This window comes from Corynebacterium sp. MSK019 (assembly GCF_030232425.1).
Lineage (GTDB): Bacteria > Actinomycetota > Actinomycetes > Mycobacteriales > Mycobacteriaceae > Corynebacterium > Corynebacterium jeikeium_D.
Map to the genome: position 1 here is coordinate 217123 of NZ_JASPJT010000001.1, position 13962 is coordinate 231084.

General features: G+C 59.5%; 15 protein-coding genes. 7 read left to right on the top strand and 8 right to left on the bottom strand.

Features of this window, described 5'->3' with window-relative positions:
- Positions 1-115 precede the first annotated feature (115 nt).
- The 5 genes from QP982_RS00895 to QP982_RS00915 all read right to left on the bottom strand — a co-directional run bounded on the left by QP982_RS00895 (position 116) and on the right by QP982_RS00915 (position 4845).
- Positions 116-589 carry an RrF2 family transcriptional regulator gene (locus QP982_RS00895; RefSeq protein WP_284870085.1) on the bottom strand — a complete coding sequence of 158 codons (474 nt, stop codon included), beginning with the start codon at positions 587-589 and terminating at the stop codon, positions 116-118.
- Positions 590-701: 112 nt separating this feature from the next.
- The gene (locus tag QP982_RS00900; protein WP_284870087.1) at positions 702-2537 is read right to left on the bottom strand and encodes a phosphoenolpyruvate carboxykinase (GTP); all 1836 of its coding nucleotides are present in this window, start codon (positions 2535-2537) and stop codon (positions 702-704) included.
- Between the two features lie 298 nt (positions 2538-2835).
- Positions 2836-3261, bottom strand: a complete 426-nt coding sequence (locus QP982_RS00905) for a DUF6802 family protein (RefSeq protein ID WP_016421630.1) — start codon at positions 3259-3261, stop codon at positions 2836-2838.
- Positions 3262-3295: 34 nt separating this feature from the next.
- The gene (locus QP982_RS00910) at positions 3296-4324 is read right to left on the bottom strand and encodes a hypothetical protein (RefSeq protein WP_284870088.1); all 1029 of its coding nucleotides are present in this window, start codon (positions 4322-4324) and stop codon (positions 3296-3298) included.
- Positions 4306-4845 carry a hypothetical protein gene (locus QP982_RS00915; protein ID WP_070546516.1) on the bottom strand — a complete coding sequence of 180 codons (540 nt, stop codon included), beginning with the start codon at positions 4843-4845 and terminating at the stop codon, positions 4306-4308. Before QP982_RS00915 ends, QP982_RS00910 begins: the two co-directional genes overlap by 19 nt.
- Positions 4846-5170: 325 nt before the next feature.
- Here QP982_RS00915 and trmB point away from each other — a divergent pair, with 325 nt between their 5' ends.
- From trmB to QP982_RS00950, 7 genes are all read left to right on the top strand, one after another.
- Positions 5171-6019, top strand: coding sequence for a tRNA (guanosine(46)-N7)-methyltransferase TrmB (gene trmB, locus QP982_RS00920; RefSeq protein WP_224784268.1), 849 nt, complete (start codon positions 5171-5173; stop codon positions 6017-6019).
- A 4-nt stretch (positions 6020-6023) separates the two neighbouring features.
- Positions 6024-6707: an NYN domain-containing protein gene (locus QP982_RS00925; RefSeq protein WP_005510460.1), complete on the top strand. Its 684-nt coding sequence runs from the start codon at positions 6024-6026 to the stop codon at positions 6705-6707.
- A gap of 59 nt (positions 6708-6766) precedes the next feature.
- Complete coding sequence (locus QP982_RS00930; RefSeq protein WP_049193158.1) at positions 6767-7810, top strand: lysylphosphatidylglycerol synthase transmembrane domain-containing protein; 1044 nt, start codon at positions 6767-6769, stop codon at positions 7808-7810.
- Between the two features lie 62 nt (positions 7811-7872).
- Positions 7873-8244, top strand: a complete 372-nt coding sequence (locus tag QP982_RS00935; RefSeq protein WP_049171813.1) for a DUF3054 domain-containing protein — start codon at positions 7873-7875, stop codon at positions 8242-8244.
- Positions 8245-8331: 87 nt separating this feature from the next.
- Positions 8332-9858, top strand: a complete 1527-nt coding sequence (locus QP982_RS00940) for a peptide MFS transporter (protein ID WP_284870089.1) — start codon at positions 8332-8334, stop codon at positions 9856-9858.
- Positions 9859-10094: 236 nt separating this feature from the next.
- The gene (locus QP982_RS00945; RefSeq protein ID WP_016421638.1) at positions 10095-10364 is read left to right on the top strand and encodes an ACT domain-containing protein; all 270 of its coding nucleotides are present in this window, start codon (positions 10095-10097) and stop codon (positions 10362-10364) included.
- Between the two features lie 14 nt (positions 10365-10378).
- Positions 10379-11743: a PFL family protein gene (locus QP982_RS00950; RefSeq protein ID WP_147766142.1), complete on the top strand. Its 1365-nt coding sequence runs from the start codon at positions 10379-10381 to the stop codon at positions 11741-11743.
- Positions 11744-11761: 18 nt separating this feature from the next.
- On the opposite strand, the gene QP982_RS00955 is transcribed toward QP982_RS00950, so the two are convergent.
- From QP982_RS00955 to QP982_RS00965, 3 genes are all read right to left on the bottom strand, one after another.
- Entirely contained in the window at positions 11762-12319 is a 558-nt protein-coding gene (locus QP982_RS00955; protein WP_284870090.1) for a TM2 domain-containing protein, read from the bottom strand.
- A 214-nt stretch (positions 12320-12533) separates the two neighbouring features.
- On the bottom strand, positions 12534-13457 hold the full coding sequence (locus tag QP982_RS00960) for a cutinase family protein (RefSeq protein ID WP_070602327.1): 924 nt from the start codon (positions 13455-13457) through the stop codon (positions 12534-12536).
- Between the two features lie 5 nt (positions 13458-13462).
- Complete coding sequence (locus QP982_RS00965) at positions 13463-13951, bottom strand: DUF732 domain-containing protein (RefSeq protein ID WP_016421642.1); 489 nt, start codon at positions 13949-13951, stop codon at positions 13463-13465.
- Positions 13952-13962: the final 11 nt, after the last annotated feature.

Below are 13962 nucleotides of genomic sequence, written 5' to 3' on the forward strand. Positions count from 1 at the left end.
TTGAGTTTTACCCGTCTTGAACTGCACAAATGGCAATGTCGAAAACTTCACCAGAAAACTTCGACAGCACCATTTTTAGCTTTTTCAACCCGCGGTCAGACCTTCAGCTCTGCACCTAAACCGGACGAATATTGAGCTGGGTACTCCCCTGCGGACCGTCTCCCTCGGGGCGATTGGCATCCACACCATTAGCCGATTTGGGCGGAATGAGATCAGCAATCAACACCGGATCCAGTGCGGCGAAGAACGCCTCCTGCGCAGCCGCTAACTTGCCACGCAACAGGCACGTCGGCAGTAATGGGCAGTCAGTGCCGACACAATCGACGACCTCGTTGTTTTCCAGAGTGCGCAGCAGCTTGCCGACGGATTTTTCCGTAGCCGACTCGCGCAGATAGATGCCACCATTGCGCCCCTTGACCGCTTCCAAGAAGCCGAGCTCCACAAGTCGCGAGACGACCTTGGAAACATGCGCGCGAGACGCATTGAGAGACTCCGCCACCTCAGCAGCGGTGTACTTCCGTCCCGGCTCCCCCATCGCCATCAAAGTGATGACACGCAGGCTCAAATCAGAGAAAAGCGATAATTGCATTGCGTGTCACCCTTCATCGTTGTACTGCACAAACCACCCCCTTGCCAGCCACTTCGGGCAACAAGGGGGTGGTTCTATGTTCTAGCTTTTAGCAAGGCTAGCTAGCAAGATCTTAGTCCTGCAGGCTCTTCTCGATACGAGCCTTCAGAGCCTCGAACTCGTCCCAGACTTCCTGCGGAACGCGGTCGCCGAGGAACTTCAGCCACTCCTCGTTGTCCGGCAGGTCACCCTGCCACTTAGCAGCCGGTGCCTTCAGGGCTTCCTTGACATCTTCAAAGTCGATGTCCAGGCCAGTCAGGTCCAGGTCCTCTGCCTTAGCGGTGTGACCAACAACGGTCTCCTTGGCGCCAACACGGCCCTCAATGCGGTCGATGATCCACTTGAGAACGCGAGAGTTGTCACCGAAGCCCGGCCACAGGAAGCGGCCGTCTTCGCCGCGGCGGAACCAGTTGACCAGGAAGACCTCTGGCATCTTGTCGCCGCCCTTGACACCCATGTCAATCCAGTGCTGCAGGTAGTCACCGACGTTGTAGCCAATGAACGGCAGCATTGCCATCGGGTCATGGCGCAGGGAACCGACCTTGGCCTCAGCGGAAGCAGCGGTCTGGCCGGAAGCCAGGGTTGCACCGATGAAGGTTGCGTGGTTCCAGGACAGTGCCTGGGTCACCAGCGGCACAGTGTCCGGGCGGCGACCACCGAACAGGATGGCGTCGATCGGGACACCCTGCGGATCGTCGTACTCCGGTGCGGCGACCGGGCACTGCGAAATCGGGGTGCAGTAACGGGAGTTCGGGTGCGAGGACAGCTCGTCGGAATCCGGAGTCCAGTCATTGCCCTTCCAGTCAATGAGGTGCTCCGGCTTGCCTTCCATGCCTTCCCACCAGACGTCACCATCGTCGGTCAGCGCGACGTTGGTGAACAGGGTGTTACCGGCCTCCATGGTCTTCATGGCGTTCGGGTTGGAGGAGTAGTTGGTGCCCGGTGCAACACCGAAGAAGCCGTTCTCCGGGTTAACAGCGTACAGGCGACCGTCCTCACCGAACTTCAGCCATGCAATGTCGTCGCCGACGACCTCGGCCTTCCAGCCCTCGATGGTCGGAGTCAGCATAGCCAGGTTGGTCTTACCACATGCAGACGGGAATGCAGCGGCGATGTGGTAGGCCTTGCCCTCCGGATTAGTGAGCTTCAGGATGAGCATGTGCTCAGCCATCCAGCCCTCTTCCTTGGCCATGACCGAAGCGATACGCAGTGCGTAGCACTTCTTGGCCAGGATGGCGTTTCCGCCGTAGCCGGAACCGTAGGACCAAATCTCCTTGGTCTCCGGGAACTGGGTGATGTACTTCTCATCGTTGCACGGCCATGCAACGTCCTCCTGGCCCTCCTCCAGCGGAGCGCCAACGGAGTGCAGAGCGTGGACGAAGTCTCCGTCCGGGCCAATCTTGTCCAGGGCATCCTGACCCATGCGGGTCATGATTCGCATAGAGAGAACCACGTACTCCGAGTCGGTCAGCTGAACACCCAGCTTCGGCTCCGGGTCGGTGATCGGACCCATGCAGAACGGAACGACGAACATGGTGCGGCCCTTCATGGAACCGCGGTAGTGCTCGGTCATTTCCTTCTTCAGCTCGACCGGATCCTCCCAGTTGTTGGTCGGGCCAGCGTCCTCTTCCTTTTCAGAAGCGATGAACGTGCGGGACTCCACACGAGCAACGTCCTTCGGGTTAGAGCGGGCAAGGAAAGAGTTCGGGCGCTTTTCCTCATTCAGCTTGATAAGAGTTCCCTTATCAACCAGGTCCTGGGTAAGGCGGTTCCACTCTTCTTCCGAGCCATCAGCAAAGACAACCTTGTCTGGCTGGGTCAGTTCTACGACCTCAGCAATCCAGCGCAGCAGTTCGGCGTTCTCGGTCGGGGCCTGGCCCTCGAGACCAGGAATAGAAGGTGCGGACATCAGTTCTCCTGACTCATTGATTCGCGTCTTAATTTAAGGCTACCGGGGGATACCGAAAGTTGCCGGGCCCCACATCGACAATCGGCTTGTTCCCGCATTTGCAAGCCGTTACATCACAGCTTTACAACAAATAATTTTCCCCGCCCCATTCTTGCGACCTGTTCATTTACGGCCATAACCAGTGAATAAGGCCAGCCTCACCACATAAATTTACAACCATTAACCCTTCGGGTGCAGTTACCCCCATTTGTAAGCAACCGAGACACGGGTACCCCCGCGCACCGTGGTTCCAAAGTCGTTAGTCCCAGCTGCCCCGAGCGGATTGCTCCCATGAGTACGCATCCCACTTCCCCGCGGCTGATGCCGGTTTCACTGCTGCTTCGCCCATCGCGTCAGCAGCCCTCACATCATCACTGCTCCAAGACTCCCAAGTGCCGTCAAAACGGACCGTCGTAACGTGATCCACCGTGCCGTCACCGTCCAGATCTGAATAGATTGACAACCCGGAATCGTCGGCAAGCGTAATTGACCCCTCGTCGTCGCCGAGGTCGTAGAGCTGCCCATCGACCTCCACAACCAGCCCGGCGCCACCAACGTCCACCGACTGCCCATCAATCGGTGTCGCTGCCTCCAAACCACACGGCGTAGCGGGCGAACGCGCCTCCACCCCGCCATCGGACGCGGGTTGATCGGAAAAGTACTGCAGTAAAGAAAACTCATCCATCGTGATATCCCCCTATTTCTCTTCGCTGTCACAGCTATCGTGCAGGCGTTCCGGTGTACTCCGCCAGCTGCTCTATTCGCCATCCCGGACCCCGCGCACCAATGGCTTCGCGCACCGTCATCTCCACGGACTGTGTCCATTTTCGCCGCAGATGGGCAAGATAATTTGCCCGCCACTGCGAGGTGCGTTGGCGTGCGTTACGACGAATCGTTGCGCTCACCGCCACCACCGCAACACCGAGGCCTATTGCGAGTGCGACCAGCTGCGCCGCAAGCGTCGGCACCCCAATCCACATCAGCAATCCGTGGACGATCCGCACTGCGCCGACCGCCACGCCAAGCGATGCCACCGCCACCAGAGCGTCCATGGCATAACTGGGGTGAGCTGGGCTTGCTGGAGCGGGCACTGAGATTTCCACACGAAGGCCCAATTCGTCGCCACACCGCTGTTGCAGCCGCGTCGCTGCGACCTCGGCACGGCCCTGAAGTTCCGCTTGGTCACCCGCGGGGCCGTCAGCCACTTCCTGGAGCGCATCCCGCACTGCACTCTCAGCTGCCAACTGCATCTTCCGCTGCAATCGCGCCGCCGCCCCGGCTCCGCGCGATCGCTCCTGTGCCAGCTGAGCTCGCACATTTCGAGCCCGGCGCGCACTCAGTGTTTCCCCCGGGTTTCTGGGCGGACCTTCTGCCAGCAGAACCAGGGTTCTGGCCATCCTCTCGTCCAGCGCTCCCATTGGGATTGTGCTGTCGATTTCCTGACGCCAGGCCTCGGCATACTCACCATTGCCAATCAGGCCAACTGCAACACGGCCGGTGGCTTGGCTAATGGCTGCAACCGTGCTGACGCACTCCCGCGTGGGCTGCACCTCGCTGTCTGCAACATAGAGCACGACGGCGCTGCGTTTATCCACAAACTCCAGGCGACGTGGCGGAGTCGCAGTATCAACAATCTGCGAGAAGTCCGCGCGGTCCGCTGCGTCCCCGGCTTTGGTGACAAGAAGCGGTGGCTGCTCCGGCCCCTCGGCCGAGACCGGGAGTGGCTCAACTACGTCCGGTGCTGCCATAACAGCTCCTCCAGGCTGTCTCTAGCCGCGGGAAAGGCCGCCGCAATCTCAGTCAACTGCACTGCGAGTAGCCCGTCATCATTGCGTGATCCGCCTTTCGCCCCGTGGCGTTCAGCAATCTTCCGCAACGCGGAGCTGAACAAAAAGGTGTGTTCAGCTGTCTCGTTTGTGGTGATGTCGCAATACTCGTCGGCAAGCGAATGGCGAATCGGTTGTTGCTCGATGACCAGCGCGACAGGGACGGACAGCTTGTCGGCCAGCTCCGCGTGACATTGCGAAAATGCCTCGCGCACAGCGGTTTCGCGCACGCCCCTGCGCAATCGCGCGCAGATTATCGATGGCCGTTTCTCACGCTCAAGCGCCTTGGCGACGCACACCTCCGCACCGCTCGTGTGTGTGGTGTCCGAGTGCGCGACCTGCCGTGCTGACAGCCAGTCCACCACAGCGGCGCGCAACGACGATGTAGATCCTGTTGACGGCTGTGTTGTTTCCGTGACGTCACTTGCGGAAATAAGGTCCATTCGGCCTAGTCCCCTCCCATAAATCCCCTGCGCAGTTTAGTTAAAAACCTGCGTAACCCCCATACGGCCCGTAGGCCAGAATCCGCGCCCTGAAACACTGCGCTAGGCAGACCCCAAGCACCGCTTCAACCAACGAATAAGCGCGGCTTCGCGTTCAGCCTACAGCGGACCGCGGATTCGGCAAGTCGGCAAAACAAATTGCCCCGCCGTGCCGCCTATTCAGGACGACGCGGCATCGTCAACCGGCGTGAAACCGCCAGGACAACAACAAAAATCCTAGGGGCAATGATTGGATAGTTGGCCGATGTCGTGGACAATAGGGAACGTGACTACTTCTGATTTTTCTGAAAATATCGAACAGCCTGCGGTTTCGCAGCAATCTGAACCATTGCCAACTCGCGCGGACGAGCAGGCGGAACAACCGCATGAACGCCAGCCGAAGAAGGGCGAATTGCCTGCAGGTCGTCCGGAAAAGACCCAATTCGACGATGGTCTTGACTACCCGCGCATCGGCAATCTGTCCTTCCGCCGCGGCACTTTGACTCCCAACCAGGAAAAGATCTGGGAAGACAACTGGGACACGTACGGCAAGGTCCTCTCCGACGAAGTCATTGACGTGGAGGAATGGTTCGGCCGCAAGGGACCGACCATCGTCGAGATTGGCTGCGGCACCGGCACGTCCACCGTGGCTATGGCTCCGCAAGAACCGGACCACAACATCATCGCCGTTGAGCTCTACCGCCCTGGCCTGGCGAAACTGCTCTCCGCCACCGTGCGCAATGAGGTGTCGAACATCCGCATGGTCCGCGGCGACGGCGTCGAGGTCCTGCAGCGCATGATCGAGCCGGAGTCGCTGGCCGGCGTACGCCTGTTCTTCCCGGACCCGTGGCCGAAGGCACGCCACCACAAGCGCCGCATTGTGCAGTCCGGCACGTTGCGCCTGATTTCTTCGCGTCTGAAGCCCGGCGGCATTTTCCACGCCGCCACCGACCATGCGGACTACGCCGAATGGATCGAGGAGCTCCGCGAGGTCGAGCCGACGCTCGAGCCCATCGCCTGGCCCTGGCCGGAATCCCCCATGCTTCTCGACCGACCGACGACCAAGTTCGAAGCCCGCGGCCTGAACCTCGACCACGACATCCACGAGTTCATCTGGCGCAAGAAAGAGGCATAGGAACATGAGCACTACCCAAAACACCTCTGCCAGCTACAACACCACCGAGACGCACCCCACCGCACTGCTCGTGTGGGATGCCCCGAACTTGGACATGGGGCTCGGCGCCATTTTGGGCTCCCGCCCGACCGCCGCGCACCGCCCCCGCTTCGACGCCGTGGGCAAATGGCTTATCGACGAAGCCGAGCGCGTATCCCACAAAATCGGTTCCGATGTCCTCCCCGAGGCCACGGTGTTCACCAACGTCAACCCGGGCTCAGCGGAGATTGTCCGCCCCTGGGTCGAGGCTCTGCGCAATGTCGGTTTCGCGGTCTTCGCAAAGCCGAAGATCGAAGAGGACACCGACGTTGACCCGGACATGATTGCGCACATCCAACGGCGTTACGACGAGGGCGTGTTGCGCAGTGTCGTCGTTGCGTCCGCCGATGGCCAGAATTTCCAGGAGCTGCTGGAAAAGCTCGCATCCGAGGGGATTCGGGTAACCGTCATCGGTTTTCACGAGCACGCTTCCTGGGCGCTGGCCTCCGATGCGATTCGCTTCGTTGACCTGGAGGAAATCAAGGGCGTCTTCCGCGAGCCGCTACCGCGTATCGATCTCGACCGCCTGCCTGATGGCGGTGCGTGGCTGCAGCCGTTCCGTCCGCTCACTTCGTTGCTCAAGGAGCGCGACGGCAAGAACGACGACTAGGGAGACCACTGCGGCGACGTCTAGGGAGACGAACAGGAAGACGAACAGGCTTCTTATTTATGTCACGACTTAAAAAAGTCCTCAAAACCGGCAATTCGAGCTGGCTACGATCGATAATCCTCGTGGCCCTCGTGATTGCCGGTGTCGTCCTGACGGTAAGAAACTGGGACAGCGTCGTCCAGGGGCTCCAAATCCTTGCGGATGTCGACGCTAAGTGGCTGTTCATCGCTATTTTTTCCGTGGCTTTTTCGCTCTACGCGATGGCGGAAGTGATGCGTCTGCTGTTGCGAGCTGGAGGCGTAAAAGCAGCCACTCGCCGTAGCACCAATGCGCTAACCCTCGCATCCAACGCGTGGGCGGTCACCGTTCCCGGTGGTGCTGCATTCTCCACGGCGCTACAGATTAAGCGCATGATGCAGTGGGGCGCATCCGCGGTCCTTGTCAGCTGGTTCGTGCTTTTTTCGGGCGCGTTGTCGTTTTTAGGTCTGGCATTTCTGGGGCTTGGCAGCCTCTTCTTCGTCGGACAGGGTGGCACGACCGCGGTGCTCATCGCTATGGCAATTGCGGTTTTACTAGCCACCATTTTGCTGTGGCGGATTTCGCAGAACCCGGCTTTTCTCAACAAGACAGGCGCGTGGTGTCTGCGTGTCTTTAACAAGATTCGAAAGAAGCCCGCGGACACCGATGTCGACCGACTTGAAGAGTCCGTCAAACAGCTGACCAGCGTGAAGTTGCCCGTGCAAACTTTGGCTCTTTCCTTCACCTGGTCCTTTATCAACTGGGTCGCGGAAATTGTCTGTCTCTACGCCGCCATCCGTGCCGTTGGTGTCGATGACATCTCCGCTACGAAGGTGCTGCTGGCCTTCGTAACCGGCAAGCTCGCTGGTTTCATCCAGGCCACACCGGGCGGCATCGGCACTGTCGAGGCCGCTTTGACCGCGGCTCTCATCGCAGGCGGCACCACCGGCGCCGAGGCCTTTGCAGCGGTGCTGGTCTACCGCATCGTTTCCTTCGTCCTGGTGGCAATTGTGGGCTGGATTATCTACGCCCTCGGCTTCGACCACAAGGATCAGCCCGAGCATCAGCCAGTCGCTGACCGCTAATGGCTTCCTCGCCGCTGGTCGCTGGTCCCCCACCAATCTGAGGGGTCGCTAGACTAAGAAGCATGAACACACGCGTATCGACGTTCTTGATTGACATCCTCGCCATCTTTATTTTCGCCGTGTTAGCGCGCCTGGCTCACAACACTCCCGAGGATTCTTTTACCTTCATCAATATCCTCGATACCTGGTGGCCGTTCGCATTCGGTGTCCTCCTGGGCACCGCGCTGATTAAGAACGAGCCGAACCCGCGTGCAGTGAGTTCAGGCGCAATTGTGTGGCTCGGCACTGTCGTCGTCGGCCTAGCTGTGTGGGCCACCCGCAATTCGGCAGTCCCGCACTGGTCCTTCATTCTGGTTGCCTCAGTCATGAGCGCCTTGCTGCTGCTGGGTTGGCGAGCAGCGTCGAATGCGGTTGCTCGTAAGTCTCTGGACTAAGCCTTTGGCCCCGTTCCTAACCCTTCGGTTTAGTTCACTGACTAAATCTGGTTTTTAATTTTTGCGCCACGCCTCGATAATTGAAGAATGGACAAATCTTCTGACGAGGCTCTCGGCAATCAACCAACTGCTGAGACCCAACGAAATCATAAGCCCGCAGGGTCCAGCGAAGAACGCACGTTCATGGGCCAACCGTGGGGTCTCGCCAACCTCTTCGGCATCGAAATGTGGGAGCGCTTCAGCTTCTACGGCATGCAGGCCATCTTGGCTTTCTACATGTACTACGAGACCACTCAGGGCGGTCTCGGCCTGGACAAGGGTGCTGCTACCTCCATCGTCGGTGCTTACGGCGGTCTTGTCTACATGGCCGCACTCGTTGCCTCTCTGGTTGCCGACCGTATCCTTGGCTCGGAGCGGACACTGTTCTACTCCGCCATCCTGGTCATGTTTGGCCACATCTCCTTGGCATTCATCCCTGGCGTGATTGGCCTGGCTATTGGCCTTGTCTCCATCGCAATCGGCTCCGGCGGTGTGAAGACCAACGCACAGGTCGTGCTGGGTCAGCTCTACGCCAAGGACGACCCGCGTCGTGACGCCGGCTTCTCCATCTTCTACATGGGCGTCAATATCGGTGCCCTGTTCGGCCCACTGCTCACCGGCTGGATCTGGGGAATGAAGGGCTTCCACTGGGGCTTCGGTCTGGCCGCTATCGGTATGGCTGCCGGTCTGATTCAGTACATCCTGATGCGCAAGTCCACCATCGCCGAGGCTGGCCATGAGATTCCGAACCCGCTGCCGAAGAAGCAGTACCCGGTATGGATTGGCATCGCAGTGGTCATCACTGTTGTCTCGGTTACGCTGGTTTCCACCGGAATTGTTCCGGTCACGACTCTTTCCACTGTGGTCACGGTGATTGCACTGATCGCCGCTGTGGTGCTGTGGTGGCAGATGTACTCCTCGCCACTTACGACGAAATCGGAGAAGACTCGCCTGGTCGGTTTCATCCCGATGTTCGTCTCAGGCGTGCTGTTCTTCGGTATCTTCCAGCAGCAGTTCACGGTGCTGGCCATCTACTCGGACATCCGCCTCGACCGCGAGATCTTCGGTTGGGAAATGTCCCCGGCCTGGATTAACTCGATCAACCCGATCTTCATCATCGCCTTCTCGATGGTCTTTGCAGCCGCCTGGTCCAAGCTTGGTGACCGCCAGTGGTCCACCCCAGTGAAGTTCGGTGTCGCCAACATCATCATCGGTATCTCGCTGTTCTTCTTCATCCCATTCTCCGGTGGCGGTGAGAACTCCACTCCGCTGTATGCGATTATCTGGATTCTCTTCCTGTTCACCATGGGTGAGCTCATGCTGAGCCCGGTCGGCAACGCCCTTGCTACCAAGGTCGCTCCGGCAGCATTCCCGTCGCGCATGATGGCCGTCTGGCTGATGGCAGTCGCTATGGGTACTTCACTGGCAGGCACTCTGGCCGGCTTCTACAACTATGAGGATGCCGCTGCTGAGAACACCTTCTTCATCACCCTGGGTATCGCCTCGGTTGTCTTGGGCTTGATTCTGCTCGCCCTGCGCAAGTGGATTGTCAAGGAGTTCGTCGACGTCCGATAGGGCTGGCTCCGTAAGGCTTGCCCCCGCTCTGGCACAGCCCACGCTCACGCCCCTCCCCTCCTCCTCACTTCACGACACCTATGTCACCTCATGCCGCCTCCACAGATGACACGAGGTGACATAGGTGTCGTGAAGTGTTTTTGGGCGGCCCTGAACATGCTTCGCCACAAACTCGCCACCAGCACAACCGCCATCCACAGATTTTCCCCACCTCCCCACCGGCTAAAATTGAGGCCATGTTTGCCATCATTACCGTCACCGGCGAGGATCACACCGGCATCATCGCCGCCGTCACCACTGCTCTGGCGGAGCAGGACGTCAACATCGTCGATGTTTCCCAGACCCTCATGGATAAATGGTTCACCATGATCCTGCGGGTGGAGTTCAACGAGAAGGCCACCCCCATCAGCACGCTGCAGGGTTACATGGATTCCGTCGGCAAGCGGGAGGGGCTTGTCATTCGAATCCAGTCTGAGGCGCTGTTCAACGCCGTCAACGAGATTTAAAGGGCGCGACCAGGATGGATTTCAACTTCGCGCAATCTAAGTTCCTCGACACCATTGACATGATCGAGAAGTACCGTCTGGATATCCGGACGGTCACTATGGGAATTTCCCTGCTCGAGTGCTCTCGCTCTGGAATGGAAGCCACCGCACAGGCGGTGTATGACCGCGTGACCACGCAGGCCGCTCGCCTCGTGGAGGTCTGTGAGGGTATCGAGGCGGAGCTGGGCATTCCGATTGTCAATAAGCGCATCTCCGTCACACCGGTTTCCCTCATCACGGCCGGTTGCGAAGGCGATCCCACCGTGGTGGCCAAGGCCCTCGACCGCGCCGCCCGCGATTCTGGCGTGAACTTCCTCGGCGGCTACTCGGCGCTCGTCGAAAAGGGTGCGACGACCAGCGAGAAGCGGCTCATCGACTCCATTCCCCACGCTCTGAGCGAGACCGAATTGGTGTGCAGCTCGGTCAACGTAGCGTCGTCACGCGCGGGCATCAACATGGATGCAGTGCGTCGCATGGGCGAGGTGGTGAAGGAAGCCGCGGCGCAAACCGCTGACCGCAGCTCGATTGCCTGCGCCAAGCTGGTGGTTTTCGCCAATGCGGTGGGCGACAATCCGTTCATGGCCGGCGCGTTCCACGGCGTCGGGGAGCCCGATTGTGTCGTATCCGTCGGCGTTTCGGGTCCGGGGGTGGTCGATCGCGCGCTCGGCGATCTACAGGGCGCCAGCTTCAACGAAGTCGCCGAGGAGATTAAGAAGGCGGCGTTCAAGATCACACGTACGGGTCAGCTGGTCGGCACGATGGCGTCGGAGCGCCTGGGCGTGCCTTTTGGCATCGTGGATCTCTCGCTCGCGCCGACCGCTGAGATGGGTGACTCCGTCGCTCACATCCTCGAACACATGGGATTGGAGCAGGTCGGCACGCACGGCACCACTGCCGCGCTCGCGCTGCTTAACGACGCCGTCAAGAAAGGCGGCCTGATGGCTTGTTCACGCGTCGGTGGACTGTCCGGGTCGTTCATCCCGGTCTCTGAGGACAAGGGCATGATTGATGCTGTCCGTGCGGGGTCGATCAGCATGGACAAGCTGGAGGCGATGACCTCTATTTGTTCGGTGGGCTTCGACATGATTGCAATTCCTGGTGACACGCCTGCGACCACGATTTCCGGCATGATTGCCGACGAGGCCGCCATCGGTGTGATGAACCACAAAACCACCGCCGCCCGCCTCATTCCGGTGCCGGGTACCAAGCCGGGCGATGAGGTGAACTTCGGTGGTCTGCTCGGATATGCGCCGGTCATTGATGTCAATGCCAAGGGCAATGCCGAGTTCATTGCCCGTGGCGGCTACATCCCCGCCCCGGTGCACGGGTTCAGGAACTAGCGGCTTCGGACGAGGCTCCTACGATTGCAGGCGGCGCCCATTAGCGTCATAGGCGTAGGAGCCACTACCGACGAGAATCAAAATGAACTCGATAAATGCCCAAATGCTGACGCCGATGATTAGGAAGAATCCGACCAGAAGGATAGCCGTAATCCAGCCGAATACCGTCAGTGCTAGTTGAATAGCACCACGCGAGTTGTGCCCCAGGTAGAAGTTGTGAACACCGAGGGTACCCAGGAAGAAGGCAAGCAGAGCCGCTGCAATCTTGGACTTATCCGAGACAGGAGCACCTGCGCCCCCGTAGCCCTGGTGCGGGTTCGGGCCACCGAAGCCAGCGGAATACGCCGGCGCCTGCTGGTTTGGGTAACCACTCTGATACGGGTTCGAGTACCCGTTGTGGAAATTGTGCTGGCTCGGGTCCGGATAGCCCTGCCCCATGTTCGGCTGCTGCTGTGGGTATGGATCCGAGTACGGCATACCGGAGCTGTAAGCACCCGAGCTGCCGGCGAACTTTCCCCGGGACCTCGGCATACCGTCTTCGTCGAAATCTCCATATGGGTTTATCGGATTCGTCATTGCACCCTACCTTTTCGACTAGATTATCCGGTCATGAACAGCAGTTCCTTGGGCGATAATAACCGGTTCCGTCAGACTGCTTCCTGCAACTTTGTCAATTTCTTTCGAAATTTTAGCGAAACTGTTGTTTTGGAACATTAAACACCAGTTCTTGAGCAAGATTCTAACAGCAAGTCCCCGTCGGGGGCGTCTCGCACATTGTGAGCTGCCTCGACTACCGCGCCAGCGATTGCTCAATCAGTTCGCGAGCCCAACCCTCAGTCCAGGCCAGCGGAGTCGTCCCCGGAATTGCCGCATCATTCGTGGCGTAGGTCGCGTGCGCACCCGCGCCGGTAATCATCTCCTGCGCTCGTGCAATCGCATCGGCCACTCCCGGAGGCACATCACAGAAGGAGTCCGATGGCACGCAGACATTCTGGACCTTGTCATTAAGAGGCCCAAAGCCGTCTCGTGGACCGCGCATCGTTGCGCCCGGAACCACAGCCTGCACAATACCGCCGAGCGGCTGCAATGACAGCTCGACGCCCACACCAGCCAGCGGAACGCCCTGGTTCACGCCCTGATTGGGGTCACGCCGCGGGTCGCCCAACAGAGCCACGCCCGCAATGCGCTCGGCCGGAACGACACCGCGGCCATTGCCGATGTCAGAGGCCAAATCACCTGCAATAGCGGCACCCTGGGAGAAGCCCATCAGGACGAAGTCCGTCAGTGGACACTGCCCGTGCAAGTCAGCCATTTCCTTAGCGGTGACATCGCGCCCGACTGCCTGCGAATCATCGTAAGTGAGTTGGTCGGGCAGCTGATGCGTCTTGATCTGTGCCGGGTACGGCGTAGTCCAGACCTTGACATCACCCTCCGAGTAGGACTCCGAAATCGAGTTCGTCAGACCAAGCAGCAGCGAATGCGGGTTCGCGGTCGGGGCCATCGGATCATCGTCAGCACGCGATTCCGCAGTTCCGGGCACAGCGATAACTTCTACCGCCGGGCACCACTCGGGTTGTTCGGCCAGAACCCCGCCATCGTCACCGGGGGTCGGTGGGGTTTGACCGCCTTGGTCGTCGTTAAGCCATTGCACTACGCCGAAGCCAATAGCGGCCACCAGCACAATGACCGCCAGAATTGTCAGCACTTTACGCATGAGTGCTAGCAATACGCCTTTTTAGCGGAGCTTGCAATAGTCTTCGCCACTTCTTCGGCGCTTTCCTGTGAGCGCCCCTGGGCGACCAGCTGCCCGGCAATCGCCAGCGCGATGACTTCACGCTCCTCCTCCGGTGCGTCCGCGCATGCCGCGCGACCTGTGCCGATGAGCTGATCCTCCACCCCATCAACATCGATTCCCGCTTTTTCCAGCGCTCCGAGGTATGAATCGTCCGCCTCGCTGAGCTTCATCTGCCCATCGGGCGCTTCGTCCACGCGCTTAGCTTGGGGATCTGTGATCTCCGGCGCAGACTTTTCGCTCGACTTCGGCGCAGAAGTCTTCGTGCTTGACGACGTCGTGGAGGTCTTCGTAGTCGTCGACGAGGTGACCTCCGAAGATTCCACTGTGGAACTGCCACAGGCGGCCACTCCGAAGGTCAGCAGCGCAACAGCTGTGGTTGTAGCCAGTGTCCGGAAGGACTTGTTCATGGACATTTGTCTATCCC

Bases quoted from the DNA above. Each gene is read 5' to 3' on its own strand.
- QP982_RS00895 (WP_284870085.1), bottom strand. From the start codon at position 589: ATGCAATTATCGCTTTTCTCTGATTTGAGCCTGCGTGTCATCACTTTG.
- QP982_RS00910 (WP_284870088.1), bottom strand. From the start codon at position 4,324: ATGGCAGCACCGGACGTAGTTGAGCCACTCCCGGTCTCGGCCGAGGGG.
- QP982_RS00925 (WP_005510460.1), top strand. From the start codon at position 6,024: ATGAGCACTACCCAAAACACCTCTGCCAGCTACAACACCACCGAGACG.
- QP982_RS00940 (WP_284870089.1), top strand. From the start codon at position 8,332: ATGGACAAATCTTCTGACGAGGCTCTCGGCAATCAACCAACTGCTGAG.
- QP982_RS00950 (WP_147766142.1), top strand. From the start codon at position 10,379: ATGGATTTCAACTTCGCGCAATCTAAGTTCCTCGACACCATTGACATG.
- QP982_RS00935 (WP_049171813.1), top strand. From the start codon at position 7,873: ATGAACACACGCGTATCGACGTTCTTGATTGACATCCTCGCCATCTTT.
- QP982_RS00900 (WP_284870087.1), bottom strand. From the start codon at position 2,537: ATGTCCGCACCTTCTATTCCTGGTCTCGAGGGCCAGGCCCCGACCGAG.
- QP982_RS00915 (WP_070546516.1), bottom strand. From the start codon at position 4,845: ATGGACCTTATTTCCGCAAGTGACGTCACGGAAACAACACAGCCGTCA.
- QP982_RS00930 (WP_049193158.1), top strand. From the start codon at position 6,767: ATGTCACGACTTAAAAAAGTCCTCAAAACCGGCAATTCGAGCTGGCTA.
- QP982_RS00955 (WP_284870090.1), bottom strand. From the start codon at position 12,319: ATGACGAATCCGATAAACCCATATGGAGATTTCGACGAAGACGGTATG.
- QP982_RS00960 (WP_070602327.1), bottom strand. From the start codon at position 13,457: ATGCGTAAAGTGCTGACAATTCTGGCGGTCATTGTGCTGGTGGCCGCT.
- QP982_RS00965 (WP_016421642.1), bottom strand. From the start codon at position 13,951: ATGTCCATGAACAAGTCCTTCCGGACACTGGCTACAACCACAGCTGTT.
- QP982_RS00905 (WP_016421630.1), bottom strand. From the start codon at position 3,261: ATGGATGAGTTTTCTTTACTGCAGTACTTTTCCGATCAACCCGCGTCC.
- QP982_RS00945 (WP_016421638.1), top strand. From the start codon at position 10,095: ATGTTTGCCATCATTACCGTCACCGGCGAGGATCACACCGGCATCATC.